Source organism: Actinomyces sp. Z16 (assembly GCF_003111765.1).
Classification (GTDB): domain Bacteria; phylum Actinomycetota; class Actinomycetes; order Actinomycetales; family Actinomycetaceae; genus Actinomyces; species Actinomyces glycerinitolerans.
Genome location: NZ_CP027862.1, coordinates 3,433,156 through 3,459,054 on the forward strand (window position 1 = coordinate 3,433,156; position 25,899 = coordinate 3,459,054).

General features: G+C 69.2%; 22 protein-coding genes and 1 pseudogene. 4 read left to right on the plus strand and 19 right to left on the minus strand.

The features are described from left to right. Window positions 1-400: 400 nt before the first annotated feature. Window positions 401-1,591: an ROK family protein gene (locus tag C3B71_RS14220; RefSeq protein WP_108968928.1), complete on the minus strand. Its 1,191-nt coding sequence runs from the start codon at window positions 1,589-1,591 to the stop codon at window positions 401-403. A 191-nt stretch (window positions 1,592-1,782) separates the two neighbouring features. Here C3B71_RS14220 and C3B71_RS14225 point away from each other — a divergent pair, with 191 nt between their 5' ends. Then, window positions 1,783-2,613 carry a LacI family DNA-binding transcriptional regulator gene (locus C3B71_RS14225; RefSeq protein ID WP_159097716.1) on the plus strand — a complete coding sequence of 277 codons (831 nt, stop codon included), beginning with the start codon at window positions 1,783-1,785 and terminating at the stop codon, window positions 2,611-2,613. Window positions 2,614-2,653: 40 nt separating this feature from the next. On the opposite strand, the gene C3B71_RS14230 is transcribed toward C3B71_RS14225, so the two are convergent. From C3B71_RS14230 to C3B71_RS14295, 15 genes and pseudogenes are all read right to left on the minus strand, one after another. Continuing rightward, complete coding sequence (locus tag C3B71_RS14230) at window positions 2,654-5,086, minus strand: glycoside hydrolase family 2 protein (protein WP_199912520.1); 2,433 nt, start codon at window positions 5,084-5,086, stop codon at window positions 2,654-2,656. A gap of 20 nt (window positions 5,087-5,106) precedes the next feature. Continuing rightward, window positions 5,107-5,757, minus strand: a complete 651-nt coding sequence (locus tag C3B71_RS14235) for an SGNH/GDSL hydrolase family protein (RefSeq protein ID WP_108968930.1) — start codon at window positions 5,755-5,757, stop codon at window positions 5,107-5,109. After that, window positions 5,754-6,035 carry an ABC transporter ATP-binding protein gene (locus C3B71_RS16635; protein ID WP_234415942.1) on the minus strand — a complete coding sequence of 94 codons (282 nt, stop codon included), beginning with the start codon at window positions 6,033-6,035 and terminating at the stop codon, window positions 5,754-5,756. Before C3B71_RS16635 ends, C3B71_RS14235 begins: the two co-directional genes overlap by 4 nt. Before the next feature lie 98 nt (window positions 6,036-6,133). Next, a pseudogene (locus C3B71_RS17025) lies at window positions 6,134-6,577 on the minus strand (ATP-binding cassette domain-containing protein); the annotation flags it as partial. Further along, window positions 6,574-7,470 carry an ABC transporter ATP-binding protein gene (locus C3B71_RS14245; RefSeq protein WP_108968932.1) on the minus strand — a complete coding sequence of 299 codons (897 nt, stop codon included), beginning with the start codon at window positions 7,468-7,470 and terminating at the stop codon, window positions 6,574-6,576. The pseudogene C3B71_RS17025 and the gene C3B71_RS14245, both read right to left, overlap by 4 nt. Next, the gene (locus C3B71_RS14250; protein WP_108968934.1) at window positions 7,467-8,426 is read right to left on the minus strand and encodes an ABC transporter permease; all 960 of its coding nucleotides are present in this window, start codon (window positions 8,424-8,426) and stop codon (window positions 7,467-7,469) included. Before C3B71_RS14250 ends, C3B71_RS14245 begins: the two co-directional genes overlap by 4 nt. A 13-nt stretch (window positions 8,427-8,439) precedes the next feature. Beyond that, window positions 8,440-9,429 carry an ABC transporter permease gene (locus C3B71_RS14255; RefSeq protein ID WP_073331185.1) on the minus strand — a complete coding sequence of 330 codons (990 nt, stop codon included), beginning with the start codon at window positions 9,427-9,429 and terminating at the stop codon, window positions 8,440-8,442. An 84-nt stretch (window positions 9,430-9,513) separates the two neighbouring features. Then, window positions 9,514-11,211, minus strand: a complete 1,698-nt coding sequence (locus tag C3B71_RS14260; RefSeq protein WP_073331190.1) for an ABC transporter substrate-binding protein — start codon at window positions 11,209-11,211, stop codon at window positions 9,514-9,516. A 307-nt stretch (window positions 11,212-11,518) separates the two neighbouring features. Continuing rightward, window positions 11,519-12,214: a phosphoribosylformylglycinamidine synthase subunit PurQ gene (gene purQ / locus C3B71_RS14265; protein ID WP_108968936.1), complete on the minus strand. Its 696-nt coding sequence runs from the start codon at window positions 12,212-12,214 to the stop codon at window positions 11,519-11,521. Then, on the minus strand, window positions 12,215-12,502 hold the full coding sequence (gene purS / locus C3B71_RS14270; protein ID WP_108968938.1) for a phosphoribosylformylglycinamidine synthase subunit PurS: 288 nt from the start codon (window positions 12,500-12,502) through the stop codon (window positions 12,215-12,217). A 126-nt stretch (window positions 12,503-12,628) separates the two neighbouring features. Further along, complete coding sequence (locus C3B71_RS16645) at window positions 12,629-13,495, minus strand: PsbA protein (protein ID WP_234415944.1); 867 nt, start codon at window positions 13,493-13,495, stop codon at window positions 12,629-12,631. After that, window positions 13,492-14,097 carry a hypothetical protein gene (locus tag C3B71_RS14280; protein WP_073331199.1) on the minus strand — a complete coding sequence of 202 codons (606 nt, stop codon included), beginning with the start codon at window positions 14,095-14,097 and terminating at the stop codon, window positions 13,492-13,494. The genes C3B71_RS16645 and C3B71_RS14280 overlap by 4 nt, the downstream gene beginning before the upstream one ends. Beyond that, the gene (locus C3B71_RS14285) at window positions 14,094-15,044 is read right to left on the minus strand and encodes a phosphoribosylaminoimidazolesuccinocarboxamide synthase (protein WP_108968940.1); all 951 of its coding nucleotides are present in this window, start codon (window positions 15,042-15,044) and stop codon (window positions 14,094-14,096) included. The genes C3B71_RS14280 and C3B71_RS14285 overlap by 4 nt, the downstream gene beginning before the upstream one ends. Window positions 15,045-15,621: 577 nt before the next feature. Further along, window positions 15,622-16,875, minus strand: coding sequence for a phosphoribosylamine--glycine ligase (gene purD, locus C3B71_RS14290; protein WP_108968942.1), 1,254 nt, complete (start codon window positions 16,873-16,875; stop codon window positions 15,622-15,624). 78 nt (window positions 16,876-16,953) lie between these two features. Further along, window positions 16,954-17,184 (minus strand): hypothetical protein, encoded by a 231-nt coding sequence (locus C3B71_RS14295; RefSeq protein ID WP_073331208.1) that lies wholly within the window; start codon window positions 17,182-17,184, stop codon window positions 16,954-16,956. Window positions 17,185-17,327: 143 nt separating this feature from the next. Between C3B71_RS14295 and C3B71_RS14300 the strand changes: the two genes are divergently transcribed. The 3 genes from C3B71_RS14300 (at window position 17,328) to C3B71_RS14310 (ending at window position 22,015) form a co-directional block, all read left to right on the plus strand. Beyond that, window positions 17,328-18,665 carry a hypothetical protein gene (locus C3B71_RS14300; protein ID WP_108968944.1) on the plus strand — a complete coding sequence of 446 codons (1,338 nt, stop codon included), beginning with the start codon at window positions 17,328-17,330 and terminating at the stop codon, window positions 18,663-18,665. A gap of 214 nt (window positions 18,666-18,879) precedes the next feature. Then, window positions 18,880-20,442, plus strand: a complete 1,563-nt coding sequence (locus C3B71_RS14305) for a hypothetical protein (RefSeq protein WP_073331214.1) — start codon at window positions 18,880-18,882, stop codon at window positions 20,440-20,442. Window positions 20,443-20,530: 88 nt separating this feature from the next. Beyond that, window positions 20,531-22,015, plus strand: a complete 1,485-nt coding sequence (locus tag C3B71_RS14310) for a hypothetical protein (protein ID WP_108968946.1) — start codon at window positions 20,531-20,533, stop codon at window positions 22,013-22,015. Here C3B71_RS14310 and C3B71_RS14315 read toward each other — a convergent pair. The 3 genes from C3B71_RS14315 to C3B71_RS14325 form a co-directional block, all read right to left on the minus strand. Further along, window positions 22,012-22,599 (minus strand): isochorismatase family protein, encoded by a 588-nt coding sequence (locus tag C3B71_RS14315; RefSeq protein WP_108968948.1) that lies wholly within the window; start codon window positions 22,597-22,599, stop codon window positions 22,012-22,014. The two genes, C3B71_RS14310 and C3B71_RS14315, sit on opposite strands and share 4 nt — an antisense overlap. Window positions 22,600-22,721: 122 nt before the next feature. After that, window positions 22,722-23,657 carry an endonuclease domain-containing protein gene (locus tag C3B71_RS14320; RefSeq protein WP_234415945.1) on the minus strand — a complete coding sequence of 312 codons (936 nt, stop codon included), beginning with the start codon at window positions 23,655-23,657 and terminating at the stop codon, window positions 22,722-22,724. A gap of 338 nt (window positions 23,658-23,995) precedes the next feature. Continuing rightward, on the minus strand, window positions 23,996-25,846 hold the full coding sequence (locus tag C3B71_RS14325; protein ID WP_108968950.1) for a phosphoenolpyruvate carboxykinase (GTP): 1,851 nt from the start codon (window positions 25,844-25,846) through the stop codon (window positions 23,996-23,998). Window positions 25,847-25,899 lie beyond the last annotated feature (53 nt).

Below are 25,899 nucleotides of genomic sequence, written 5' to 3' on the forward strand. Positions count from 1 at the left end.
GCCGGGTCGGCCGGCAAGCACGAATGCATCCCGCTCGGCAGTCGGACCGCTTAAGAGTTCTTCCAGTTTGAGGGTGTGGAGGCGGGGGTTGGGTGGTGTCAGGCACGCGGGGAGCCTGTCCGCCCACGAACCGCCGTCGGCGCTCGTTCCCGCGCGTGGCGGCACAAAGTGTCCAGGATCGGCACAAACGACTCCGACGCGGCCCGCGGCCATGGGCAGAACGTTGGAATCATGCGGATTCCAAATCGGCTCCAGCGGTCGGCGACGGCCTTAGTGCCGAATTCGGACATTCCGCCCACGGCGGGGCGCCCGGGCACACACCACCCACACCCACCAGCACCCGGCCCACCAGGTCGGCAACACCCACCACCCACCACACCCACACGCCGGAAAAGCCCGTTTAGGAGGAGCGGATTGCGGCATCCAAAACCATGGCTGCGGCCCCCAGCGCCGCGGCGGTGCCGCAGTTCTGTGAAAGCCTCGCCGACACCGGACGCGAGGCGGCCGCCCCATAGCGCAGTTTGAGCTCACTCTCAATGGCCCGCAGGTACACCGCGCCAGCGCCGGCGGCACTCGGCCCAGTGAGGATGACGGCCGCATTGTCCAGCACGTTGACGACCGACCGTATCGCTACTGCCAGAGCGCGAGCGGACTCGGCGAGCAGACGCCGCGCGGACTCGTTCCCCAGGTGCGCGGCCCGGGCGATCGCCGCGAAATCCGCCTCGACCGAACCGCGTGAACCGACCTGCGCCCCCAACCCTGCGGGGCCGGCGATGTCGGGGTCCAACAGCGCCCTGGACACCACCGCTTGTGGTCCGGCAACCGCCTCCACGCAGCCGCGGGCCCCACAAGTGCACACCGGGCCGTTGAGATCCACGCAAACGTGCCCGAGCTCGCCGGCATTGGCCGAGGTTCCCCGCTGCAAGCGGCCGCCGACCAGCAGTCCTCCGCCGATGCCGGCACCCAGGTAGACCACCAGGGCGTCGTCTGCGCGCCCGCTCGGAGAAACCCACCATTCGCCTAGTGCCGCCGCAGTGGCATCGTTCTCCATGAGGACGGGCATGCCGGTCGACCGCTCCAACGCTGCGCGCAGTTCATCGCGGTCGGTCGCGGAGGTCGTCCCGGGCAGACCGCGGTCGGCGGGTCCCGCCAGCACCACGCCGGTTCCAACCAACTTGGTGTTGTCGATTCCGGTGCCGGCAATGATCTCCGCAATGGCCTCCTGCACAGTCTCCCGCAGACAGTCCTGTCCCACGCCCTTCCCCGGGTCTGTTGGCAGCTCTCTCCGGGTGCGTCCAATGATCGCGCCCAACAGGTCGGTCAGCACCAGCACCATGTCGGTGCGCGTCAGGTGCACACCGACCGCATACCTAGAGTCCGGCGCAACCCGCACGAAGGTTCGCGGCTTCCCACCGGTTGATGGAGCTCTTCCGGTTTCCTCAAGCAGCCCCTCATCCAGCAGGCGACGGGTAATGGTCGAGATCGACGCTCCGGTCAGCCCGGTCCGCTTGACCAGTTCCGCCCGTGAGGTGCGCTCCAGAGCGCGCACGAGGTCGAACACCAGCGCCTTGGTATCGGTACCTCGTACCATCCACTGTCTCCTTCATAATCCCGTTATCCCGGACAAATGCGGCAGGCCACATCCCCGTTCCGACCTAGGATAGGGGGCGTCCCGGCTCACACCGGGTGGCTTCCCAGGCGCCGCTGATCTCGGCCCGACCAGCAATTGGTTCAGACTGAAAGGTCCGCATGACTACCGGCTCGGATACTCACCGTTGGGGCATGGTTCTAGCCCGCCCACGGGGACTACTTACTGCCGAGTCCTTCTGGTCGGAGAACGCCGACGGCATCGAAGAAACCCTGCGCGGCACCTCTGTACTGTTCTTCCTGCATCAGGTTCCCGGACTGTGTGAGGAGCTGGAGGTGTATCGCCGCTGGGCCGCCGAGGCCTTCGTCCGCGGGGTGATTCTCGTCAATCCGCTGGTGGACGATCCGCGTCCGGCACTCCTAAATGAGCTGGGCCTGGCCACACTCCACGCGGGTGTGGAGCAGGCTGTACCCGACACTGCTTCGATCGTCTCCGACAACGCCGAATCAACCCGCGGGGTGATGGAGCGGCTGCACGAACTCGGCCACGAGCGCATCGCCCGCGTAAGCGGCCCTGAGCACCTGGCACACACCCTGATCCGGGACACGGTGGCCCGCCGGGTGGCACAGGAACTCGGCGTAGAACTGCGCATCGTCCCGGGTGATTACAGCGAGGCCTCTGGTCAGCGGGCCACCGCGGAGTTGCTGAAGCTCCCCGCGGCCACGCGTCCGACGGCGATCATCTACGACAACGACACCATGGCGCTGGCCGGGCTGGCCACCGCCTCCGCTCTGGGCGCCGTCGTGCCCGACGACGTCAGCCTCGTCGCCTGGGACGACTCCTCCTCCTGCCAGCTGGCCTCACCCCCAATCACCGCGATCGCACAGGATGTGCATGCGTTTGGCCGGACCATCGCCGAATGCGTGCTGCGCATTGAGTCCGGGCAGACCTCCTTCGAAGTTCCTGAGCCCGCCCACCACTGGCTGCGGCGCGCCTCCGTGGCGGAGGTGACGCCGCAGCCGTGACGGCGGCACGTGGCCGCAACAGGCCCGATCGCCGTCGCGGTCAGCCCGCCAAATGATTGGCGCTGCGCAGCACCGGCCAGGTGGCCAGCACCTGCGGGTCTGTCGGTTCGCCGTCGGTCAGGACAGTGAATGAGGCCTGCTCGCCGGGCAGCAGGGTGGTGAGCATGTCGTCGACGACGGCGCCGGGCCGTTCGGCATCGGCGGTTACCGCCACGTCCCGCAACAGCACTCGCGCGGTCACGTCGAGCCGGTAACCGCCCGCAATCCGGGCCACCTTCACGTCCGCGTTGAATTCGGGCAGGCCGGCCTCGCGGTCGGTGGACACGAACCAGACGACGCGGCGGGCGTCGTCGGCCTCGGCCATGAGGAAGCCATCCGGGTCCTCCGGCAGGGCCAGCTCGACCGCGGCGGCAGCGCGGGGCGCGACCTCGATTCGGCGCTCCTCCCACGCGACCTCCAGCCCGTGGCGCGTGCCGTATCCAATCCTGACGTGCGCGGCCCAAGGCTCGGCCAGGTCGTTGACCGCCGCCAGCCGGACCCGGCCGCCCCCGGCGGGCTCCAGGCACAACATGCGGTTCTGCTGGGCGTGGCGCAACGCGTACCAGGCGGGCTTGCGCACCCCGGCGGAGTCGACCACGGCCCAGGAGATGACGGGCCAGCAGTCGTTGAGCTGCCAGATCAGCGATCCCGTGCAGCGCGGCTGGAGCGAGCGGAAGTGGCGCACTCCGAAGTCGAGGGCGCGCGCCTGGTTGAGCTGAGTGGCCCAGTGCCAGTGGCGGAAGTCGACCGGCTCGGGGAAGTGGGCCTCCAGCCCGCGGCGCAGCTTGGTGAAGCCGTCCTCGGCCTTCTGGTGCACGGCCAGTTGCGCACCGCTCACGTTCAGCGGCTCATCGTGCACCGCGGCGGTGAGGGTGGAGTAGGCCATGGGCCCGCCGAAGCCGAACTCGGAGGCGAAGCGCGGCGTCTGGTCCGCATAGTGCAGGTAATCGAGCTCGTTCCACACGTCCCATACGTGCGTGTCGCCGTCGGTGCGGTTGTTCGCCTCGGCCTCGGGATCCGGGCTGAACGGGCTGGAGGGGATGTAGGGAGTGGTCGGGTCCAGCTCGGTGACGACCGCCGGGAGAATCTCCCGGTAGTATCCCTGCCCCCAGGCACGGCCCCGCAGGCGCTCCTTCCAACCCCAGTCCTGGAAGGCCGTCTCGTTCTCGTTGCTGCCGCACCACAGTGCCAGGCACGCGCGTCCACCCAGCCGGGCCACCGCCTGGCGGGCCTCGGCGATGACGTTGTCCCTCATCCAGGCATCCTCGCTGTAGGCGGCGCAGGCGAACATGAAGTCCTGCCACACCAGCAGCCCGAACTCATCGGCGGCGTCGTAGAAGTACTCGGACTCGTAGATGCCGCCGCCCCACACACGCACGGTGTTGCAGTTGGCCTCCACCGCGTCCGCCAGGGCGCGCCGGTAGCGGGCACGGGTGATGCGGGTGGGGAAGACGTCGTCGGGGATCCAGTTGACCCCCTTGGCCAGCACCAGCTCTCCGTTGACCTTGAGCCGCAGCGGCGTCCCGACCTCATCGGGCGTCAGATCCACCTCCATGCGCCGGAAACCGACGCGACGGGACCAGACGGGTTCCCCGTCCAGGTGCAACGTCGACTCGTACAGGGGCTGGTCACCATAGCCGCGCGGCCACCACACGTCGGCGTCGGCCACGCGCGCCTCGAGCACGACCTCGCTGATGCCGGGGGCTTCGGCCATTGCCTCCACGGTGGTTCCCGCGACGGCGTAGGCCAGGGACGCGGCCGGCGCGTCCGGGTCCCGCTCGACTTCGGCGACCAGCCGGGCGACGCCCACACTCCCCTCCAGGTCCACCCCCAGGCGCACGCCGCGGACCCGGGTCCCGCGCCACCGCTCCAGGCGCACCGGTTGCCAGATGCCGGCGGTGATCGTCACCGGCCCCCAGTCCCAGCCGAAGGAGCAGGCGCTCTTGCGGACCATGGGGAAGGGGTGGGCGTTGACGAACGGGTACTCGCCGTGGAGGCGCTCGCGCTCCTCGGCCACGTTGAGCGCGGAGGTGAAGTCGACCACCAGGCGGTTCTCACCGGCCTGCAGCAGGTGGCCGACGTCGAACCGGTACCGCCGGAACTGGTTGTCGGTGCGGCCCAGCTCGACGTCGTTGAGGGTGACCGTGGCGATCGTGTCCAGGCCCTCGAATACCAGCTCGACATGCTCACCGGGCGCGGCCGGTGCGGCGTCGAAGCGCAGTTCGTAGCGCCAGTCGCAGCGCCACATCCAGGCCAGGCGCTCCTCGTTGTCGGCGTCCAGCGGGTCGGGGATGAGGCCGGCGTCCAACAGGTCGGTGTGTACGCAGCCGGGGACGGTTGCCGGCACCGTCTCGGGGATCCGGGTCTCCTCCGGGACGGCGCCAGCCAGATGGCTCAGTCGCCAGCCGGAGTTCAGCGTGGTCGTGGTGATCATGGGTGGTCTTTCCTGAGTGGTCAGTGTGCGGATGATTCCGGGGCGTCCATGCCGGCGGCCCGCCAGGCCTGCCACCAGGCGTCGGCAATGGCGCGGTGGCCGGCGGGCGTGGGGTGGACGCCGTCGGCAGCGACCGCGGCATCACCGATTTGGGCCGCGAGCGCCGTCATGGGTTCTTGCAGCGGCACGTATACGGCGTCGAGCTCCTGGGCGATCCGTGCGATCGCCCGCACCCGCGGGTTCAGGTCCTCCTGCCAGCTGCGGTCCTCCCCGGTGTAGGGCAGCACGAAGGGGGAGACCAGGACCAGCGGCGTGCCGGCGGCGGCGAATGGAGCGAGCAGTTCCCGCAGCCGCCGTCCGAAGTCGGGAATGGGAGAGACGATGCCCTCGTCATAACGTCGCCAGGTGTCGTTGATGCCGATGTAGACGCTGAGCACGTCGGGGGCCAGATCGATAACGTCTCGCTGCCAACGCTCCGCCAGGTCCACCAGGCGGTCCCCACCGATGCCGGTGTTCAGGACCGTGCGCCCGGCCAGGTGTTCCTCGGCCAGGAGCTGCACGTAGTTGTGTCCCAGGTCGTGCGGGTCGCGCTTATCGATGCGCCCCCACTCGGTGATCGAGTCGCCGGTGAACAGCCACCGCTGGGGGCCCGGGTTTGCCGGGGGCGTCACTGGTTCGCCCCCTGCTGACGGCGCAGCTGGGCCAGGCGGCGCTCCGGGTCGGGGGCGGCGGCCAGGAGTCGCTTGGTGTACTCGTGGTTCGGGTGGAGGATCACCGTGTCTGCCGGCCCGCGTTCTACGACGTCACCGTGGTAGAGCACCATGATCTCGTCGGAGAAGTGGCGGGCGGTGGCCAGGTCGTGAGTGATGTACAGGACGCCGAGGTCGTTGTCCTGCTGCAGCTCGGCCAGCAGGTTGAGCACCCCCAGGCGGATCGACACGTCCAGCATGGACACCGGTTCATCGGCGATGAGGATGCCCGGGTCGGGGCCAGGGCACGGGCTATGGCCACGCGCTGGCGCTGGCCGCCGGACAGTTCATGCGGCTTGCGATCGGCGTAGTCGTCGGCCGGATCCAGTCGCACGCGGCGCAGCAGCTCCAGCACCCGCTCGCGTACCGCATCCTTGCCCAGGTGCGGATTGTGGAGCCGGACCGGACGCGCCAAGTGGTGGCCGATCGTGTGGTAGGGGTTCAGGGAGGCGAAGGGGTCCTGGAAGACCATCTGCACGGTGCTGCGGTAGCGCGCCAGTCCCCGGCCGCGGCGGCTGACGGGCTCGCCGTCGAGCAGGATCTCGCCGCTGGTGGGCGACTCGAGCTGCAGCAGGAGCTTGGCGATGGTGGACTTGCCGGAGCCGGACTGTCCGACCAGCGCAATGGTCTTCCCCGGCACCAGCCGGAATGAGACGTCATCCACCGCGCGCAGGGTGGAGGTGTGCAGCCCGTTGCGGAGCGTGTACTCCTTGACGAGGTTCCGCGCTTCAAGGACGGTCATGACTGCTCCTTAACGTGGGTGCGGCGGGTGCGGACGAACGCGCCACGCTCGCCGGTCAGCGACGGGAAGGAGCTGAGCAGCTGCTTGGTGTACTCCTCCTTGGGGTGGGTGTACAGCTCGATGGCGTCGTCGAGCTCGATGACCACGCCGTCGCGCATGACGGCGATGCGGTCGGAGATCTCCAGCAGCAGCGGCAGATCGTGGGTGATGAAAATGACCGCGAAGCCGAGCTCCTCCCGCAGCCGCGAGATCTCCTGGAGGATCTCCCGCTGGACGACGACGTCGAGCGCGGTGGTGGGCTCGTCCATGATCAGGATCTGCGGCTCGAGGGCGAGCGCCATGGCGATCATGACGCGCTGCCGCATGCCGCCGGACAGCTCGTGGGGGTAGGCGTCCAGGCGATTGCGGTCCACGCCCACACTCTCCAGGAGTTCGCCGCTGCGCTCCAGCCGCTGCTGCTTGCTCATCTCCGGACGGTGGGTGGTCAGCACGTCGCCCAGCTGGGTCTTGACCTTGAGCACCGGGTTCAGGGAGTTCATCGCCCCCTGGAAGACCATGGCGATCTTGTCCCAGCGCACGGCCCGCAGGTCGGCGCCCGTCAGGGCGGTCAGGTCGATGTCGTAGCCCTCGCGGGAGTGGAAGACCGCGGAGCCGCTCACGCGGCGGGCCGGGTCCTTGAGCAGTTGGACCACGCCGTAGGCGAGCGTTGATTTTCCGCAGCCGGACTCCCCCGCCAGGCCCAGAATCTCACCGCGGTGCAGGGTCAGGGACACGTCCTTGACGGCATGTACGGGTGGGTCGACGTCGTAGTCGATCGACATGTGTTCAATATCGAGGACGGCGGGGCGGGCGAAGCGGCCGGTTGCGCCGTCGGGGATGGTTCGGGGGCTCATGCGGCGACCTTCTGGGGGATGCGGTTGCGGGCGGGCTCGGAGCGTTTGCGTGCACGACGGCGTTTCTTCGCGTCCGTGGCCGCCCGCAGCTTCGGGTTGATGGTCTCGTCGATCGAGTAGTTGATCATCGACAGTGCCGCGCCGAAGAGCGCGAGCATGAGGCCCGGCGGCACGAACCACCACCAGGCGCCGAGTCTGAGCGCCAGTCCGTTCTGGGCGTAGAACAGCATCGTGCCCCAGGTGAAGGAGCCCGAAGCACCCAGGCCGAGGAAGGACAGCCCGGCCTCGCCGAGGATGCCGGCGATGACCGCGCCGACCACCTGGGAGGCCAGCAGCGGGATCAGGTTGGGCAGGATCTCTATGGTCAGGATCCGCCAGGTCTTCTCCCCGCTCACGCGGGACGCCAGCACGTAGTCGCGATTGCGCACCGATAGGGTGACGCCGCGCAGCACCCGCGCGGACCCCGCCCAGCTGGTCAGCGAGAGGATGAAGGCCACCAGCCAGATGCTCTTCTTGGGCACGTAGCTGGAGATGATGATGACCAGCGGGAGCCCGGGGATCACCAGCATGATGTTGGTGAACAGGGAGAACAGGTCATCCACGATGCCGCCGATGAAGGCGCCCACGACTCCGAAGAACGCGGACAGCAGCAGCGTGAGGCTGCCGACGATCAGCCCGATCAGTAGCGATCCGCGGGTGGCGTGGGTGAGTTGAGCGAGTACGTCCTGCCCGGTCTGCGTGGTGCCCAGCGGGAACTCGCCGGAAGGCGCCGTCATGCCGAGGTTGCGCACGGTCGAGGGGTTGCCGACCACGAGCGGTCCGACGAGCCCGAACAGGATGGTGAGCACGACGATCGTGGTGCCGACGACGAGCTTGGGGGTGACGCGGAGGCGGAAACGGCTGCCGCTCCTGCGGGCGGGCCTGCTGCCGGCCGCGGTAGAGGTTTGCGTGGACATGGTGGAGCCCCCTTCAGCCGCGGGCGCGCGTGCGCGGGTCGATGACGCCGTACAGCAGGTCGACGATCAGGTTGGCGCCCAGCACGGACAGGGTGATCACCAGGAAGATCCCCTGCATGAGGGCGTAGTCGTTGTTGTTCACTGCCTGGTACAGGGCGGTGCCGATGCCGGGGTAGGAGAAGACCTGCTCGGTGACCAGCGAGCCGGCGACCACGAATCCCAGGGAGATGGCGAAGCCCGAGATGGATGGCAGGACGGCGTTGCGGGCCGCATACCAGGTGCGGATGCGGCGGGGTGTGAGGCCCTTGGCCTCCGCGGTGAGGATGTAGTCCTCACTCATGGTGGACACCATCATGTTGCGCATGCCCAGCGTCCAGCCGCCCACCGAGGAGATGACGATGGTGATCGCCGGCAGGATTCCGTAGTAGACGACCGACTTGATGAACGGCCAGTTGAGTCCGACCACGGTGCCGTACACGTCGTAGCCGCCGTGGATCGGGAAGATCCGCCAGGTGGAGGAGAACAGGAACAGCAGAATCAGTGCGAGCCAGAAGTAGGGCACCGACTGCAGCATGGTCAGCCCGGGGATGATGTTGTCCAAGAGGTGTCCGCGCTTCCAGCCGGCGGCCGTACCCAGCACGATGCCGAGCAGGAAGGAGATGATGGTCGCCAGCCCGACGAGCCCGATCGTCCAGGGGAGCGTCTGACCGATGACCTGCCCGACCGGGGTCGGGAAGTAGGCCACGGATACGCCGAGGTCGCCGCGCAGCAGCTGGCCCAGGTACTGCACGTACTGATCCCACATGCTCGCACCGGTGTCGGCGCCCAGCAGGGCCTCGATCGCCTGCCGCGTGGCGGGGCTGACCTGACCGTGCGTGGCCAGGCGGGAGACCATGATGTCAACGGGGTTGCCCGGCAGCAGCCGGGGCAGGAGGAAGTTGAGGGTTACGGCCGCCCACAGGGCGATGGCGTAAAACCCGATCTTTCGTAGGAGAAAACGCAACCTGGGGTCCTTAGGGTTCCGAGTAGCCGGTGCCTGCATACGGTGGCGGCGGACTCACCTGTGTGAGTCCGCCGTCGCCGCGGGTCAGGACGCGGGCTCCAGCCGCTGCAGGATGATGCCGGTAGACCAGCTGCCCCAGGAGGCGGGCAGCGCGTACAGATCGTCCTCGGTGGGCCAGCCCGTGTAGCGGGAGGTGTTGAACTCGGTGAGCATGGAGTTGACGTAGATCGGGATGTAGGGCAGGTCCTCGGCGATCTGCTCCTGGACGATCGCGTACTGCGCCTTCTTCTCCTCGGGGTCGTTGGTCTGCCCGGCGGCGCGGATGGCCGCGTCAACCTTCTCGTTCACATAGCGGCTGTAGTTACCGCCGGTGGCGGAGTCCCCCACCTGCTCGGTGTTGTCGGAGTGCAGCATGCGGTTGTAGGTGAAGTAGGGGTCGGTGGAGGCGCCCAGGTTGAGCGAGTCCAGGGAGAGCTGGAAGTCGCCCGTGACCTCCTTCTGGTTCCACTCGTTCCAGGACACCTGGGAGGTGCTCAGCTCGATGCCGACCTCGGCGAGCTGCTGCACCAGGGTGTCGTTGATGGAGATGAAGTCCGACCAGCCGGTCACGGTCTGGATGTTCAGTGCCAGGCGCTCGCCGTCCTTGACGCGGACCCCGTCGGACCCCTCGGTCCAGCCGGCGTCTTCGAGGATCTGCTTGGCCTTGTCGACGTCGGGGCTCTGCGGCACGACCAGGTTGTCCTGGTCGGCGATCCAGTCGTCGTCGCGCCCGGGAACCAGGTAGGACGGGGAGGCCTCGCCGGCGAGCCCGCCGCCGGCCAGCTGGTTGAGTTGGCTGCGGTCCATCGCGTAGTAGATCGCCTGCCGCACCGCCTTGTCGGTCTGTGGGCCGGTGGAGCCGAGGTCGGGGTTGCAGGAGGCGTAGATGCAGCTGGTCAGCGTCGGGGTGTTGACGTAGGTGAGGTCGGGATTGGAGGCAATGATGTCGTCGATGCTCGGCAGGAACGCGCTCATCCAGTCGACCTCGCCGGCGACCAGCGAGGCGGAGGCCGAGTCGGCGTTCTCCAAGGAGATGTAGCGAATCTCTTCGACCTTCGGCTTGCCGTTCCAGTAGTTCTCGTTGGCGACCAGGGAGTAGGACTGAGAGGAGACGCTGTCCAGCACGAAGGGGCCCGTGCCGACGGGCTCCTCGTTGGTGTAGGTGTCGGGTTCGGCGACGTCCTTCCACAGGTGCTCGGGGAGGATCGCCTGGTTGCCCAGGGTGTCCGCCTCCGAGGTGAAGGACGTCTGCTGGAAGGTGAGCACGACGGTGGTGTCATCGGGGGCCTCGGCCGTCGCCGCCAGCCCGGAGGTGTTCAATGCCGGCGTCTTCTGGATGAGGTTGAAGGTGAAGGCCACGTCGTTGGCGGTGAAGGGTTCGCCGTCGGACCAGGTGACGCCCTCGCGGGTCTTGACCGTTAGGACCGTGCCGTCGTCGTTCCAGCTGTACTCCGTGCCCAGCATCGGTTGGGGGTCCTCGCCGGTGACGAGGTTGTAGAAGAACAGGGGCTCGTAGATCACGCCGCGGGTGGGCTGGAGCGCCGTGGGGCTCTGGGGGTTGAAGTTGGCGGTGACGGTACCTGTGGCGCCGTTGAAGATGGTCAGGGTGCCGCCGGAGCCGCCCGCCCCTCCGCCGGAGGAGCCTGAGCCGCCTCCGCAGGCGGCGAGGGTGCCGACGGCGGCGACCGCCGCCGTCGAGGCCAGGAAGGAGCGGCGGGTGATGGGGATGTTGCGCAGCTGCATTGCGTGCCTACTTTCCGTATTCGCCATCGTTGGCGAGGACCTCTCGACGCGGCCGGGGAAGGGTGTCGCCGCTGGATCGGTCGCGGTCTCTACCGACCACCGCAACTTAACTCACTTACTTAACTAAGTGCAATGGGACGATCGTCCCTACTTTTGCCCACAATTGCGGCGCGCCCGCATGACGGTCCCGAACGCTGCTGGTACGCCACGTTGCCGTCGGTGGTATGGCCGAAGGCGACGTACGGAGTAGGCCGCCGGGCGGTGCAGTTGACGCGCAACCGGCGTGACGCCGGCCAGCGACTCGAACTCAGGCGCCGACCAGCGCGCTGATGGCGGACTGGAACAGGCGCAGGCCGTCTACGCCCTGGCGGGCGCCGGCCGGAGAGTCCGGGCCGAAGCCGGGCTCGACGGCGTGCTCGGGGTGCGGCATGAGTCCGACGACGTTGCCGCGCTGGTTGCGCACGCCGGCGATGTCGCGCGCGGAGCCGTTGGGGTTGTCCAGGTAGCGGAAGACGACGAGTCCCTCGCCCTCGAGGCGGTCCAGTTCATCGGGGGAGGCGATGAAGTTGCCCTCGCCGTTCTTCAGCGGGACGACGATCTCCTCCCCCTCATCGAACAGGTTGGTCCAGGCGGTGGTGGTGGATTCCACGCGCAGGCGCTGCTCGCGGCAGATGAACTTCTGGTGGTCGTTGCGGATCAGCGCGCCGGGCAGCAGGTGGGCCTCGGTGAGGATCTGGAAGCCGTTGCAGATGCCGAGCACCGGCATGCCCCGCCCAGCGGCCGCGATGACCTCGTCCATGACCGGGGCGAAGCGGGCGATGGCGCCGCAGCGCAGGTAGTCGCCGTAGGAGAAGCCGCCCGGGACCACCACGGCGTCCACGCCGTGGATGTCGGCATCCTTGTGCCACAGGGAGACGGACTCGGCGCCGGCGAGCCGGACCGCGCGGGCGGCGTCGACGTCGTCGAGCGTGCCGGGGAAGGTGATGACGCCGATGCGGGTCACTCAGGCCTCCTCGGGGTTCGACGCGGCGTCCGCGCCGTCGGCCGGGTCGGCGGTTACGGAGACGACGTCCTCGATGATCGGGTTGGACAGAAGCTTCTCGGCGGCCTCGGCGGCGGCGGCCAGGTGGGCGTCGGTGACGGGGCCGTCAACCGTGAGCTCGAAGCGGCGGCCCTGGCGCACGCCGGTGAACTGGTCGAATCCTAGGCGGGGTAGGTTGCTCATTACGGCCTTGCCCTGCGGGTCAAGGATCTCGGGCTTGGGCATGACCTCGACGACGATGCGTCCCATCGGTCCTCCTGGATGCGGTCGGGCGGGAGCGGGTCCGGGCCCAGCCTACCGGCCCGGGCCTGCATGAATCGCATGGCCCGCCATATCAACCGACCTCGGCACGTAACAACGACCGACCTCGGCGAGCTAGATCGTGCCGAGCCAGTCGCCGGCCAGGCGGACGGCGAGGATGCCACCGATGGCAAGAGCCAGCGTGCCCAACAGCCATTCGCTGCCCAGCACCAGCGCGAGGATCGCGCACACCACCGCGGCGGCGAGCATGAAGCCGCCGACCGCGCCGGCCACACCCGCCGGGGCGTGCACGGACTGGTCCATGGTGGAGGTGCCCATGACCGGTTTAGGTCCGGAGTCGACCCTCACACCGGAGCCGCCGACACCGACATTGCGCTGCCCCGGTGGCAGTGCGGGCCCGCCGAGGCCCGCGCCGGCCAGCAGGTGGTGGGGGTCGGCGGCGTCGACGACGCCCGCGGTCAGGCCCGCCGCCGCGTCGACGACGGTGGGCTCCCACCGCTCGGCCTCATGGCGCACGGCCGTGCCGCCGGCCCAGGCCAGGTAGCCGGCGGCGGAGACCAGCCCGGCCCCGCCGAGCACAACCACCAGCCAGGGCGGCAGCCACGGGTGGCCGGCCTCCGCGTTGGCGGCCAGGTGCATGGCCGACCAGGTGGCTAGCGCCAGCCCGACCATGGCGAACACGATGCCGGCCAGGCGCTGGCGGCGCACCGCCTGCGGCCAGGGGGTGCGACCGGGCGTGGCGGCGGAAGCGGGCCCGCGCCCCACGCCCCAGTCGGTGCCGGTGTCGTTGCGGCGGCGCTGTGCGCCTCCGGGAGAGGCGGGAGCGCCCCAGTCAACGTCGGGCTCGGTATCCGTGTCCGGCGCTGCATAGGCGCGGGCCCGGGTGCCGCCCTGGGCGGCGTAGGCCCTGGCGCGCTCCCCCATGCCCCAGTCGACGGGACCGCGCTCATCCTCCCGACGACGGTCGCGTGGCGGCGTCACACGATCACCTGCCCGAGGATCGAGGCGAGTCCGAGGGCGAGCAGCAGGAAGCCGAGCGTTCCGGCGAGCAGTTGCAGGACCCGGATCAGCGTCTCGCCGATGGTGGTTCCGGCCAGCAACTCGTCGGCCTTCCGCCCCGCGGCGGTGGTGGCGAGCGCGGTGGTCAGCGGCCCGCTCACGACGTCGAGCGTGGTCAGCTCCCGTCGCCCACCGGAGTCGGGAATGATCAGGTCGGTGCCGGGCACCGTCAGCGGGGCCGGTTCTTCCGGGTACCCCGTCGCGGCGGCTTGCTGCGTCCCGCGACGCCGCCGCGCCATCCGCGCCCGGTTGCGCTCCAGCCGCAGCCGGGGTGCGTTGACGACGACGCTTCGCGCCGGCACGCGCAGCAGCAACAGCAGCCCGACTCCCACTATCACCAGCGCCACGCCGCCGAGGATCGCGGACAGACCGGGCGCACCGAAGGCGCTGGCGGCGGCGGCCACGAGCGCCAACAGCAGCACCGCGCCGACGGCAACCAGCGCGATTACGAAGCCGGGCCCCGGCTGGAAGCTGCGGGTCGTGCGCACGGCCGTGGGGTCGGGAGTCGCCTGGGGAGCACTCATGCCAGCTCCAGGGGGCTGCCGGTAAGGCGCTCGTAGGCCTCCAGGTACCGCTGCCGCGTGCGCTGCACGACGTCGTCGGGCAGGGCGGGCGGGGCGGCATTGGAGCCGCGGTCCCAGCCGGATGCGGGCGAGGTGAGCCAGTCACGCACGTACTGCTTGTCGAAGGAGGGGGTGGGGCGGCCGGGCGTCCAGGCATCGGCGGGCCAGAAGCGGGAGGAGTCGGGCGTGAGAACCTCGTCGCCCAGGATCAGGGCGCCGGTGGCGGGGTCCTGGCCGAATTCGAACTTGGTGTCGGCCAGGATGATGCCGCGCTCGCGGGCGATATCAGCGGCGCGGGAGTACAGGGCGAGGGTGGTCTCGCGCAGCGCCTCGGCCGCCTCGCGGCCGACCATCTCCACCACCCGCTCGAAGGAGACGTTCTCGTCGTGCTCGCCGAGTTCGGCCTTGGCGGCGGGCGTGAAGATCGGCTCTGGCAGGCGCGACGCCTCGGTCAGGCCCGCGGGCAGGGGCAGGCCGCATACGGTGCCGGACTCGCGGTACTCGACCAAGCCGGAGCCGGTGAGGTAGCCGCGGGCGACGCATTCGACCGGGTACATCTTCAGGCGCCGGCAAATCATGGCGCGACCGGCGACCGCGGCCGGCACGTCCAGGCTGACCACGTGGCCGGGGACGATGTCGGCGAGCTGTTCGAACCACCACACGGACAGGGCGGTGAGTACCTTGCCCTTGTCCGGCACCGGGGTAGACAGGATGTGGTCGTAGGCGCTGATGCGGTCGGAGGCGACCAGCAACAGCACGTCCTGCCCGGACCAGGGGCCGACCTCGGCGGGGGCGTAGACGTCGCGCACCTTGCCGGAGGAGACATGTTTCCAGCCGGGCAGGGCGGGGGCCGACGACTGTGCGGCTCCCGGCGGGGCGGCGACGTCAGGGCTGCTGGTTACGCTCATGGGCCCATCCTGCCACCGCAGGCGGTGACGGGCGAGGCGCGGAGCGCAAGCCATCACCTGTGACCGTGTCACGCACGCGCACTAGGTACATACGCGTGCATTGTCGCCAGACACACGAGATTCGGAGTTATACACGCGCTAAACACCGGCAAAGCTCCAAGACTCGTGTGCGTAAGGGGAACTCATGCGTTCGGCGGATCTGGACGACACGCTACGAGACCCGCCCCTCCTGCCGCGCAACGTCGGCGGATGACGGTCCTGGCTGCGCCGCACCTGGCACAGAATGCACCACTTTCGCCGGTCAGCGCCGCCCAGGCTTCACAAGAACCGCGCAATTCCGCGACCATAGTCAGTCACGGGCATCAGACAGACGGGTAAAGTGGTGCAATCCATGACACCCGCACGCCGCGGGTGCCCCTCCCTCGGGTGCGTCATCCGGCCCCGCTGCACACGCGACACCGCCACTGCGCACATGATGCCGCGGAGTGCACACACGCTCCCCCCGCGCAGGTCCGACACGCAGACGCGCCGCTGACCGCCGCAGCGACTGGACGTGCAGGCGGAAGAACCGATCGGCTCAGCGGCCGGCGGCGATGTCGGTGCGGTACTGGGCGCCGTCGAGGTGGATCTTGTCGATGGCCTCGTAGGCGCGTGCGCGGGCGTCGGCGACCGTCTCCCCCAGGGCGACCACGGACAGCACCCGCCCGCCGGAGGCGATCAGGTTGCCGTCGTCGTCGCGGGCGGTGCCGGCGTGCAGGACGTGCACACCGTCGAGGGCCTCGGCGTCGGGGATGCCGGTGATCAGGCCGCCGGTGGTGACGGTGCCGGGGTAGCCGGGGGCGGCCAGGACGACGTCGACGGCGGCCTGGTCCGCCCACCGCAGGGCGGGAACCTCGGCCAGGCGTCCGGTGGCGGCGGCCAGCAGCAGTTCGGCCAACGGGGAGTCGAGGCGGGCCAGGACGGCTTGGGTCTCGGGGTCGCCGAAGCGGACGTTGAACTCGACCACGCGCAGGCCCTTGTCGGTCAGGGCCAGGCCGCAGTAGAGCAGGCCGATGAAGGCGGTGCCGCGGCGGGCCATCTCGTCCACGACCGGCTGGGCGACCTCACGCAGCACCTGCTCGGTCAGGTCATCGGGTGCCCAGGTCAGCGGCGTGTAGGCGCCCATGCCGCCGGTGTTGGGGCCGACGTCGCCGTTGCCGAGCCGCTTGAAGTCCTGAGCGGGGGCGAGTGGGCGGACGGTGGCGCCGTCACAGACGCAGAACAGCGAGACCTCCGGACCATTGAGGTAGTCCTCGACGACGACGGCCCCGCCCTCCTTGGCCAGGCAGGCGCGCCCGTGGGCGAGGGCGGCCTCGAGGTCGGAGGTGACCACAACGCCCTTGCCGGCGGCCAGGCCGTCATCCTTGACGACGTAGGGCGCGTCGTAGTTGCGCAGGGCGGTGTCCAGTTCGGCCTCGGTCGTGCAGGTGACGGAGTCGGCGGTGGGCACGCCGGCCGAGGCCATCACCCGCTTGGCGAAGGACTTCGATCCCTCCAGCTGGGCGGCCTCGGCACCGGGCCCGAAGACGGGGATGCCGGCGTCGCGGACGGCGTCGGCGACCCCGGCGACCAGTGGTGCCTCCGGGCCGACGACGACCAGGTCGGCGACCATCTGGGTGGCCAGGTCCACCACCTCTTCCGGGGAGGTGGGGTCGATCTTGATGTTGGTGGCGATGTCGGCCGTGCCGGGGTTGCCGGGGGCGACGACGAGTTCGGTGGTGGCGGGGTCGGAAGCGAGGGCGCGGGCCAGGGCGTGCTCGCGCGCGCCGGACCCCAGCAGCAAGATCTTCACGCCCCCAGCCTAGCCGTCCCGTGACCATTCCGCCTCCACCCCTCACCGAGACCGGCACCAGTTACATGCTCAGGTCAGTCATCGATGCGGTCGCGGGTCGCCGCGCCCCCAGTCGATAGGCCAATTCGCTTCCTCGAAGTAGCCTCGGACACTGTCGGCGTCCTCCACCCAGTCGTCGTAGCCCTGCTCGCCGCGGGTGAGGAAAATGTAGTAGCCACCAGTCCCCTCGGCGTCATACATGACTTCGACGTCCCAGCCCGCATACTCTCCCGCAAGGATTCTCCCCTTGACCCCGATAGGTATCTCCATCGGCTCCTCCTCAACATGCACACCCGAGCGTACGGTCAATCGCCGACGTATCGGATCCCTGGCAGGCCGGTGTGGCGGTATCGTCGGCGTTCATTACGATCGCCCCCGCACTCGCGAGCGTCTGCGACACCGGAGGAGAACAGATGGACGCCCCTACCGCTGTGTTGGAGGAACGAGCCGCAGCCCTGCTCGATGTTGATGTCAGCCAGGAGGACGTGCACCGGTTCCTCCTGGACACAGCCGACTTCCTGGGCTCACCACCACGGGAGATGGTGGGGCCGGGCGTAAGGTTCCGCTGGTTCCTTGATGATCGCGTCGTGCAGGTCGGTGCTGGCAAGGGGATCGGTACCGACTACAGCCTTAAGGTGCAATCCTTCAGCACGGAGGTGGTCGACGACATCGAGTACCGGTGGTTCAAGTACGGCGTCCTGGACCACTCGCTTCCCTACCTGTGGTCGGTCGGGATCGATCAGGAGCCCAATGACCGTCTGGTGGAGATGTGGGATCCCGATTCGGCTACTACGGTCGCAACCTGGGCGGGAGTGGAGAACACCCTAGACCCCGTAATGGATGACTGGCCCCTGGACGTGGCACTCACTCCGCCGGAATGGCGCAGGTACTTCGCCTACCTGTGGGAGATGCCCGAGACCTCCCCCTGGAGCAAAGTCCGCGTGGCGGCGAACCCCGAGGGCATCGAGATCGTCGCCACGAGCCGTGACGGGCAGGCCGAACCTGCCCGGTTGTTGGTCCCCCCGACCGTGCTCCGCCACCATCGTCTGACAGTCGCCGATATCCTGGCGGGGCTGGCGGGAGGCGGGCTGGCCGCGGACATCCGACTTCTCGACGTCGAGGGATTCGATCTGCGCACCGGGGACCTATTCATCATGACGCCAGGTCGCTACAGCACCCTCGGAGCGGAGATCCCGATCCCCGAGCCGGGCTGGGATGACGTAGAGGACACGCCGCGCACGGGCATCAGTTTGGAGAAGCTGCGTGCCCTTGTGGAGGAGGGGCCCGCCCGTCCCAATCGTCCTGGGCCGCGCGTTCGGGAGGTTCGTCCCATGCAACCGGGCCTGACGATTCCCCAAGTCCTGGACCTGATAGACGGATTACTGCGTGGAGAGCCTGCGATTGAGGTCCTTACGAAGATGGGGGCAACTGCCGGGGAGCGTCATGGCCGACCCGCCCTGATCGGTGAGGGGTGGTACGCGGAGGAGCACCTCGGCACGTGGACCGTGAATGTCCTGGCCTATCCGCCACGGGGCGTCACCTACAAGACGCGGGAGGTGCTTGGACTGGGATGGTGGCTGGCCCAGGCGCTCGAAGGGCGATACGGCAGACCGTTCGGGCAGGAACTGTCTACCTGGGGACATCTCATGCGTCTCTTCCGAGTCGGTCGGACCGGCGTGAAAGTCAGTGTCGGAAGCGAAGTCGAGGTCAACATCGGCGAATTCGAAGGCCTGACCCGCTATGCGGGCTGATCCCCGACCGATGGTGCCTCCGAGCCGGACGACAGCTGCCGGGCTTCACAAGCGTCCCAGCCGCCGCCATATCAACCGACCTCGCCGGTAACTTCGACCGACCTCGGCGGAAGGGGGCGACTCGCCCGTGGGCACCGCTGCCCATGGCGGCGCGGGTTCACGCGTGTAGCCTGGAGTGTGCGCGGTTCCCGGCCGCGGCGCAGGAAGGACCCCCATGAGCGACGGCGGATACGGCATCAGCTCCGCGAACGCCCCCACTGCGAGCGCTTCCCCCGCGCCCTCCACCCAACCACCGGACCTCGGCGACGTCGGCTCCTGGACCAGTTCCGCCGGCCACGACTGGCTGATACTCGCCGATCCCGACCCCGAGCAGCTGCTGCTGGCCGCCTACTTCGACTACGGCCTGGTGGACGAGCCGCCCGCCCGCCTGGATGCCGCCGCTCGCCTGTGCGGCGCGCTGCGCGCCGAGTTGCAGCGCCCGATCGAGGTCGGCGTCGGCGAGGTCTCGGTGCCCGAGGTCGCCGTCGAGCTGGAGCCGTCCATGCTGGGACTGCGCATCCGCGGCCGCCGCGCCGCCGTGCTCGGCGCCTGGACGCATCTGGGAGAGCTCTTCGCTCGCCCGGACCTGCCCGCCAATGCGCCGCTGCTCCCCCGTCAGGTCAACGCCTGGGACCGGGATCTGGCCACCCATGCGGGCGTCTCCGCCATGAACCTGGCGGACATGCCCATCCACGGCCCCGACGGCGAGGCGGGCCGACTGCTGTCCTGCGAGCTGCTCGCCCACCTGGATCCCCGCCGCGGCGCAGTCCGGCACGTGTTCATCACCAACGATCCCACCCTGGTCGGCGTCGGTTGGACGGCCGACCCGCCCGCCGCGGCACCGCCGACCCGCCCGCCCGTCTACCTCGACCGGCGTCCGGCCCTGGTGCTGTGCCCTCCCGACGACGGCGTGGTGCTCTCCGCCACCGCCACCCCGGGCGCGGACGCCTATGTGGCCGGGTTCGTCATGCAGGCCCTGATCGCCGACCTGCTGGACCGGATGGATATGCAGGCCCGCCTCGGCTACGAGTTCATCACCCTGCGGGACGCCTTCTACTGCTGCTTCGCGCTCAACACCAACGACGGCCGCCTGGGCGGCCGGGAGGTGATGGCCGTGCACGACGCCGTCGTCACCCACCCCCAGCCCGTGCCCGACACGCTCATCGAGCGGGCGCTGAACGCATACGGCCCCTCCGCGACGGTCGACGACGCGCTGCGGCTACGCACCAGCGGTCGGGCCGGCAACGTGCAGCCGACCGCCGACGGCGTGCGGCGGGCCCTGGCGGAGATCCGCGCCTCGGTGCACCTGCCGCTGCGCGATGAGACCGAGCCGCTGGCGGAGCAGGCCGGCTACCTGCTCTGGAAGCACATCGATGAGCCCGGAGGAGACGTCATCCTCCTCCATGACGGGCCGCAACACCGGCGCAACGCCGACCATCCCGATGCCATCAAGCTGACCGCCCACCAGATTCAGGCGCACCAGTTCAACTGGGTGTATCGGGGGCTGCCTCGACGCTGGCATCCCGACCACTCCGCCGGCTTCCGCTGGGTGGACTCCACCCGGCTGGTGATGGCCTGCTACGACCCCTCCGACCAGTACCTGGAGCTGATCGACGACCGGCTGCGCACCGTCAGCCTGTACTGGGACGAGGTCGTCACCCACCCCCAGTTGCGCACCGAACTGGAACGCCGCGGCATCTGGCGCCTGCCGCGCGGTACCTTCGGACTTATCCAATGACCGCGCCCGTCCGCCGGCCGGGAAGGCCGGCCTCGCCAGGCCCGGCCGCGGTCCACACCCAAGCACGCAGTCAAGCAGGTGAGCCGAGATGAACGACGCCGTCGAACCCGAGCACGAGTGGGCGACCTTCGCCGGGCACGACTGGATGGTGCGCACCGCGGGCCTGGAGCCCGGGCAGGCGCTGCTGGGGTTGAGTCTGGACTACGGCGCCGTCGACGAGCCGCCCGCCGCGCTCGACACCCTGGCACGCCTGTGCGGGGCGCTGCGCGCCGAGTTGCAGCGGCCGGTGGAGGTCGGCGTCGGCGACGTGGTCGTCCCCGAGGCGGAGGCGAGCTTCACCGCCGTCAGCCTCACCATCGCCGTCTGGGGACGGCGCGAGGCCGTGCTGCGCGCCTGGGAGCATCTGGGCGACCTGTTTGCCGAGCCGGGCCTGCTGGCCACCGACGCGACACCGATTAGCCGACCCGGGGTCGTCTGGGACCGGGACCTGGCCACCTACGTCGGCACCAACACCCAGACCCTCGGAAACCTGCGCGTGCACGCGCCCGACGGCGAGGCCGCCTGGCAGGCCGTGCGCTCCCTGCTGGCGCATCTGGACCCGCGCCGCGGCGAGGTCCGGCACGTGTTCGACACCAACGATCCCTACCTGGTCGGCGTCGGCTGGACCGCGCAGCCCGCCTACGGCGCGGCCCCGGCGCGTCCGCCCGTGTACCTCGACCGCCGCCCCGCCCTGCTGCCCTGTAATGACGACCGGCGCATCCTGCTGAGCGCGACGGGGAACCCGGGCGCGAACACGCTGGTAGCCATGCGCGCTCTGGCCCACCAGTCGATCCGCGTCCTGCGCGACTTCAACGTCTACGACAACCTCGGATTGAACGTGGTGGAGCTGCGCGACGCGGCTTACTGCTGCATCCACCTGGAGGAGCGCGAGCCAACCCCCATGCTGCTGCGCCGCATCGTCGAGCAGCTGATCCACAACCCGTTGCCCATCCCGGACGCCGTCGTCGATGCCGCGCTGGAGGAGTTCGGGGCGGAGGAAGTGGCGGCTCTCGACCGCCATCTGCACCTGACCGGCCGCAGCGCCGAACTGCATCCGACCTCCGCCGGGGTGCGCCGCGCCTACGACCAACTGCGCGCCGGCGTGCACGTGCCCCTGAACGACTCCACCCGCGCACTGGCCGAGCGCCACGGCTACATCGTCTGGGACGTGCCCGAAGAGCCCGCCCGCATGGAGGTCGCGCTCCCCTACGACCCCGACCGCGGCATCGACATCTCCCACCCCGAGAGCCTGCGCGTCAGCGAGCACACGCTGGCCGCCCTGTGGCAGGAGCGTCGTCGCGACGACGACGGCGCCTGGCGCCTGACCGGGCACACCTCCGTGCGCTGGGCCGACATGTCCCGCCTGCAGCTGACCAGCTACGACGCCGACAGTCAGGTGCTGATGCTCGTCGACGACCGCATGCGGCACGTATTTCTGCCTTGGGACGAGGTCGCCGCCCGGCCGGCGCTGCGGGCCGAGATCGAGCGCTTCGGCATTTGGCGGGCACCGCAAGCCCGGCTGGGGGATTCCTAGCCGGCGGCCCGGGCGGAGGGCACGAGCTCCACGCCGGCCTCGGCCATGGCGGTGCGGGCCGCCTCGCCCTGCTCGGGGCTGACGGGCGCGGTCAGGTCGGTCAGGACGCGGACCCGGTAACCGCCGCGCACGCCGTCGAGCGCCGTGTCCTTCACGCAGTGAGACTCGGCCAGGCCAACCACGTCCAGGGCCTCGATGCCACGGGCGCGCAGGATCGCGTCCAGGCCGGCGCCGGTCTCGTCCACACCCTCGAAGCCGGAGTACGCCGCGGCGTACTGGCCCTTCTTCACGCTCACGTCCGGGGCCAGCGCCGTCAGGGCCGGGTGCAGTTCGGCCTCGGCGGTGCCGGCGACGCCGTGCGGCGGCCAGGTGTCCACGAAGTCGGGGGTCTCGGAGAAGTGCTCGCCGGGATCGATGTGCCAGTCCTGGGTGGTGACCACCAGGGCATAGTCGGCGCGGTGAGCGGCGGCATAGGCGGCCACTCGCTCGGCGACCGCGTTACCGCCGGACACCGCCAGGGCGCCGCCCTCGCAGAAGGTCGGCTGGACGTCGACGATGATCAGAGCGCGGTTGGCAGCAGTCATGTGGCCACGCTAGCCGCCCAGGTGTCTTGACACAAGGCGGAGCGGCCCGGGTGTCAAAATCGATGACAAACGGCTCGCGTGGCCGCGGGCACCGGCTCGGCACCCGCATGATTTCGCCATTTTCAAGAGCGTCGCGGACGTCGGCTTCCCCGTTTGTCATCATTTTTGACAGCCATAGGACCGTCAACCGTGTGCGGGCGGCCGAGTAGACCGTCGCGTGCGGCCAGCAGACTCCGAACCTCCGCGCCTACCTTCCCAAGGTGGACGTCCTTGCGGGTAAACCGAGCAACCCGATACCCCTGTCGGACCAGTTCCCGATCGCGGGTGCGATCCTTAGCGAACTGAAAGTCGTCCTCGTGGTAGGTGTAACCGTCCAGTTCCATAACCAGGCGGCCGTCAACCAGCAGGTCTACCTCGCCCACGTGCGGAATAACCACACCGTCCTCGAAGGGAATCCCAGCGTCGTACAACTGCAAACGGGCCAGAGTCTCTAGCGGGGAGCGCGCCCGCGGGCTGGCCAGCGCCAGCCGCCGAAGCGCCTGCCGGGACCCCGGCCCTCGCAGCAGCGCCGCGATGGTCTCGATGTTGGTATGTCCCTGGTGAAGGGCGGCGTCGCAGGCCATTAGTGGTGCTTCGCGGCTGGGATCGCAGCGCAGGTAGCGCGCCAGCATGAGCGGCACTGGCGCAACCGGGAACCGAGTCGGAGGAGGCGGCTGAAGGGAGCCCTCAGCGTGCAGCACCTCGCCCTTGAGCGAAGGCATCGTCCTGCCGCGAGGAACCGCCAAATGCACCGGCACCCACAGCCGCGGGCATGGGTACCCATAATGCTTGGCGGCGTGCATACAGGTGATCACCCCGCCATGGATGCGAGCAAGGACCAAGTCCCAGCCCACGCCAGGCAAACTCACCACCCCATGGGGATGCGCAATCAGTTCGCGAGCCTCGACCAGCCTCTCGATGTGACGACGCTCCGTCCGATCCGGATGCAAGTCCCGTATCCGAACGGCGCCATGGCAAGCCCGTACCCGCACCAGAATGTCATCCTCATCCTGTTTCATGTCCCGAGGGTGCGCCGGTGGGCGATGCCGCGCCACCCGACCGAACGAGCTCTGTGGATTCACCCTGCACGAACCGAGCCTGTGGGCGCCGGTGACATTGGCTGGCGCGAATGGTGCTCCAAAACGGCATAATCGCCCTGCGGGCGCACACCGGCCGGGTGCGGAACGTTGAAATGACGCCGATCGTGGTTCGCCGTCGGCGGGCGGGAGGGGCGTTCGTGCCGATTCTGGACAATTCGCCCGCTGAATGCGGCGGGGTCCCCGGTCAGAAGACCGGGGACCCCGCGGCGCTCAGGCGCCCGCTGACATCCAGGCGTCGCCTGGGGAGTGTCGGCTGCTCAGGCGTTGGCCTTGGCAGCGGCGATGCGCTCGCGGAACTTGGCCAGCTCCTCGCGGAGGGCAGCCGGGACCTTGTCGCCGAACTGCTCGTAGTACTCCTCGGTGGAGTCCATCTCGGCAGCCCAGGCGTCGGGGTCGATGTCGTACATCTGGTTCCAGATGGACTCGTCCACGTCCAGGCCCTCGAGGTTGAAGTCCTCGAACTTCGGGTACAGGCCCGTCACGCCCTCGATGGCCTCGACCTCACCGGCGGAGCGGCGCACGATCCAGTCGAGCACGCGGGAGTTGTCGCCGTAGCCCGGCCAGAGGAACTTGCCGTCGGCGTCCTTGCGGAACCAGTTGACCTGGTAGACCTTCGGGAAGTTCTCGCCCAGCTGCTCCTGCATCTCCAGCCAGTGGCCCCAGTAGTCGGCCATGTGGTAGCCGCAGAAGGGCAGCATCGCGAAGGGGTCGTGGCGCAGCGAGCCGACCTTGGCGTCAAGGGCGGCCGCGGTGACCTCGGAGGCCACCGAGGAGCCGATGAAGACGCCGTGCGCGGGGCTGTACTGCTCGGCCACCAGCGGCACGTTGGTGGCGCGGCGACCGCCGAACAGGATGGCGTCGATGGCAACGCCCTCGGGGGCCTCCCAGTCGGGGCAGATGATCGGGCACTGCGAAGCGGGCGTGGTGAAGCGCGAGTTCGGGTGCGCGGCCTTCTTGCCGGCCTCAGCGTCGGCGGGGGTGTAGTCGTTGCCCTGCCAGTCGATCAGGTGGTCCGGCAGCTCGGCGTCGATGCCCTCCCACCACACGTCGCCGTCGTCGGTCAGGGCGACGTTGGTGAAGATGGTGTTGGCCTTCATGGTGTCCATGGCCACCGGGTTCGTCTTGTAGGACGTGCCCGGGGCGACGCCGAAGAAGCCGGCCTCGGGGTTGATGGCGCGCAGGCGGCCGTCCTCGCCGGGGCGCATCCAGGCGATGTCGTCGCCGACGGTCTCTACCTTGTAGCCGGGGATGGTCGGCTGGAGCATGGCCAGGTTGGTCTTGCCGCAGGCGCTCGGGAAGGCGGCGGTCACGTGGTACTGCTTGCCGGACTTCTCGTCGGTCAGGCGCAGGATCAGCATGTGCTCGGCCATCCAGCCGTCGCGGCGGGCCATGGTCGAGGCGATGCGCAGCGCGTAGCACTTCTTGCCCAGCAGGGCGTTGCCGCCGTAACCGGAGCCGTAGGACCAGATCTCGTTGGTCTCCGGGAACTGGGTGATGTACTTCTCCTCGTTACACGGCCAGGTGGTGTCCTCCTGGCCGGGGGCCAGCGGGGCGCCCACGGAGTGCACACAGGGAACCCAGGTGCGACCCTCGTTGATGAGGTCCATGGCCTTGGCGCCCATGCGAGTCATGATGCGCATGTTGGCCACGACGTACGGGGAGTCGGTGATCTCGATGCCCAGCTGGGAGATCGGGCCGCCGAGCGGACCCATGGAGAAGGGGATCACGTACATCGTGCGGCCGGCGTAGGTGCCGTCGAACTTCTCGTTGAGGATCTTCTTCATCTCGGTCGGGTCGTACCAGTTGTTGGTCGGCCCGGCGTCCTCCTCCTTCTCGGAGCAGATGAAGGTGCGGGACTCAACGCGGGCGACGTCGCTGGGCAGCGAACGCGCCAGGAAGGAGTTGGGGCGCTTCTCCGGGTTGAGGCGGATGAACATGCCCGACTCGACCATCTCGGTGGTCAGGCGGTCCCACTCCTCCTCGGAGCCGTCGCAGAAGTAAACGTCCTCCGGCTTGCCGAGCTCGGCGAGACGGACGGCGAAGGCAATGACGTCCTCGGGGGCGTTGGCCGGTGCAGCCGCCCGGACATCCTGCTCAGACACTGTCATGTGAGTCCTTCTTTCTTCGATTCTCGTGACTCAACGGGTCAGGTCCTATCCTT

Excerpts from the sequence above, each read along its gene's own strand:
- C3B71_RS14220 (WP_108968928.1), bottom strand. The coding sequence starts at position 1,591 with ATGGTACGAGGTACCGATACCAAGGCGCTGGTGTTCGACCTCGTGCGC.
- C3B71_RS14225 (WP_159097716.1), top strand. The coding sequence starts at position 1,783 with ATGGTTCTAGCCCGCCCACGGGGACTACTTACTGCCGAGTCCTTCTGG.
- C3B71_RS14230 (WP_199912520.1), bottom strand. The coding sequence starts at position 5,086 with ATGATCACCACGACCACGCTGAACTCCGGCTGGCGACTGAGCCATCTG.
- C3B71_RS16635 (WP_234415942.1), bottom strand. The coding sequence starts at position 6,035 with ATGCTGGACGTGTCGATCCGCCTGGGGGTGCTCAACCTGCTGGCCGAG.
- C3B71_RS14245 (WP_108968932.1), bottom strand. The coding sequence starts at position 7,470 with ATGAGCCCCCGAACCATCCCCGACGGCGCAACCGGCCGCTTCGCCCGC.
- C3B71_RS14250 (WP_108968934.1), bottom strand. The coding sequence starts at position 8,426 with ATGTCCACGCAAACCTCTACCGCGGCCGGCAGCAGGCCCGCCCGCAGG.
- C3B71_RS14260 (WP_073331190.1), bottom strand. The coding sequence starts at position 11,211 with ATGCAGCTGCGCAACATCCCCATCACCCGCCGCTCCTTCCTGGCCTCG.
- purS (WP_108968938.1), bottom strand. The coding sequence starts at position 12,502 with ATGGGACGCATCGTCGTCGAGGTCATGCCCAAGCCCGAGATCCTTGAC.
- C3B71_RS14280 (WP_073331199.1), bottom strand. The coding sequence starts at position 14,097 with ATGAGTGCTCCCCAGGCGACTCCCGACCCCACGGCCGTGCGCACGACC.
- C3B71_RS14285 (WP_108968940.1), bottom strand. The coding sequence starts at position 15,044 with ATGAGCGTAACCAGCAGCCCTGACGTCGCCGCCCCGCCGGGAGCCGCA.
- C3B71_RS14295 (WP_073331208.1), bottom strand. The coding sequence starts at position 17,184 with ATGGAGATACCTATCGGGGTCAAGGGGAGAATCCTTGCGGGAGAGTAT.
- C3B71_RS14300 (WP_108968944.1), top strand. The coding sequence starts at position 17,328 with ATGGACGCCCCTACCGCTGTGTTGGAGGAACGAGCCGCAGCCCTGCTC.
- C3B71_RS14305 (WP_073331214.1), top strand. The coding sequence starts at position 18,880 with ATGAGCGACGGCGGATACGGCATCAGCTCCGCGAACGCCCCCACTGCG.
- C3B71_RS14310 (WP_108968946.1), top strand. The coding sequence starts at position 20,531 with ATGAACGACGCCGTCGAACCCGAGCACGAGTGGGCGACCTTCGCCGGG.
- C3B71_RS14315 (WP_108968948.1), bottom strand. The coding sequence starts at position 22,599 with ATGACTGCTGCCAACCGCGCTCTGATCATCGTCGACGTCCAGCCGACC.
- C3B71_RS14320 (WP_234415945.1), bottom strand. The coding sequence starts at position 23,657 with ATGAAACAGGATGAGGATGACATTCTGGTGCGGGTACGGGCTTGCCAT.
- C3B71_RS14325 (WP_108968950.1), bottom strand. The coding sequence starts at position 25,846 with ATGACAGTGTCTGAGCAGGATGTCCGGGCGGCTGCACCGGCCAACGCC.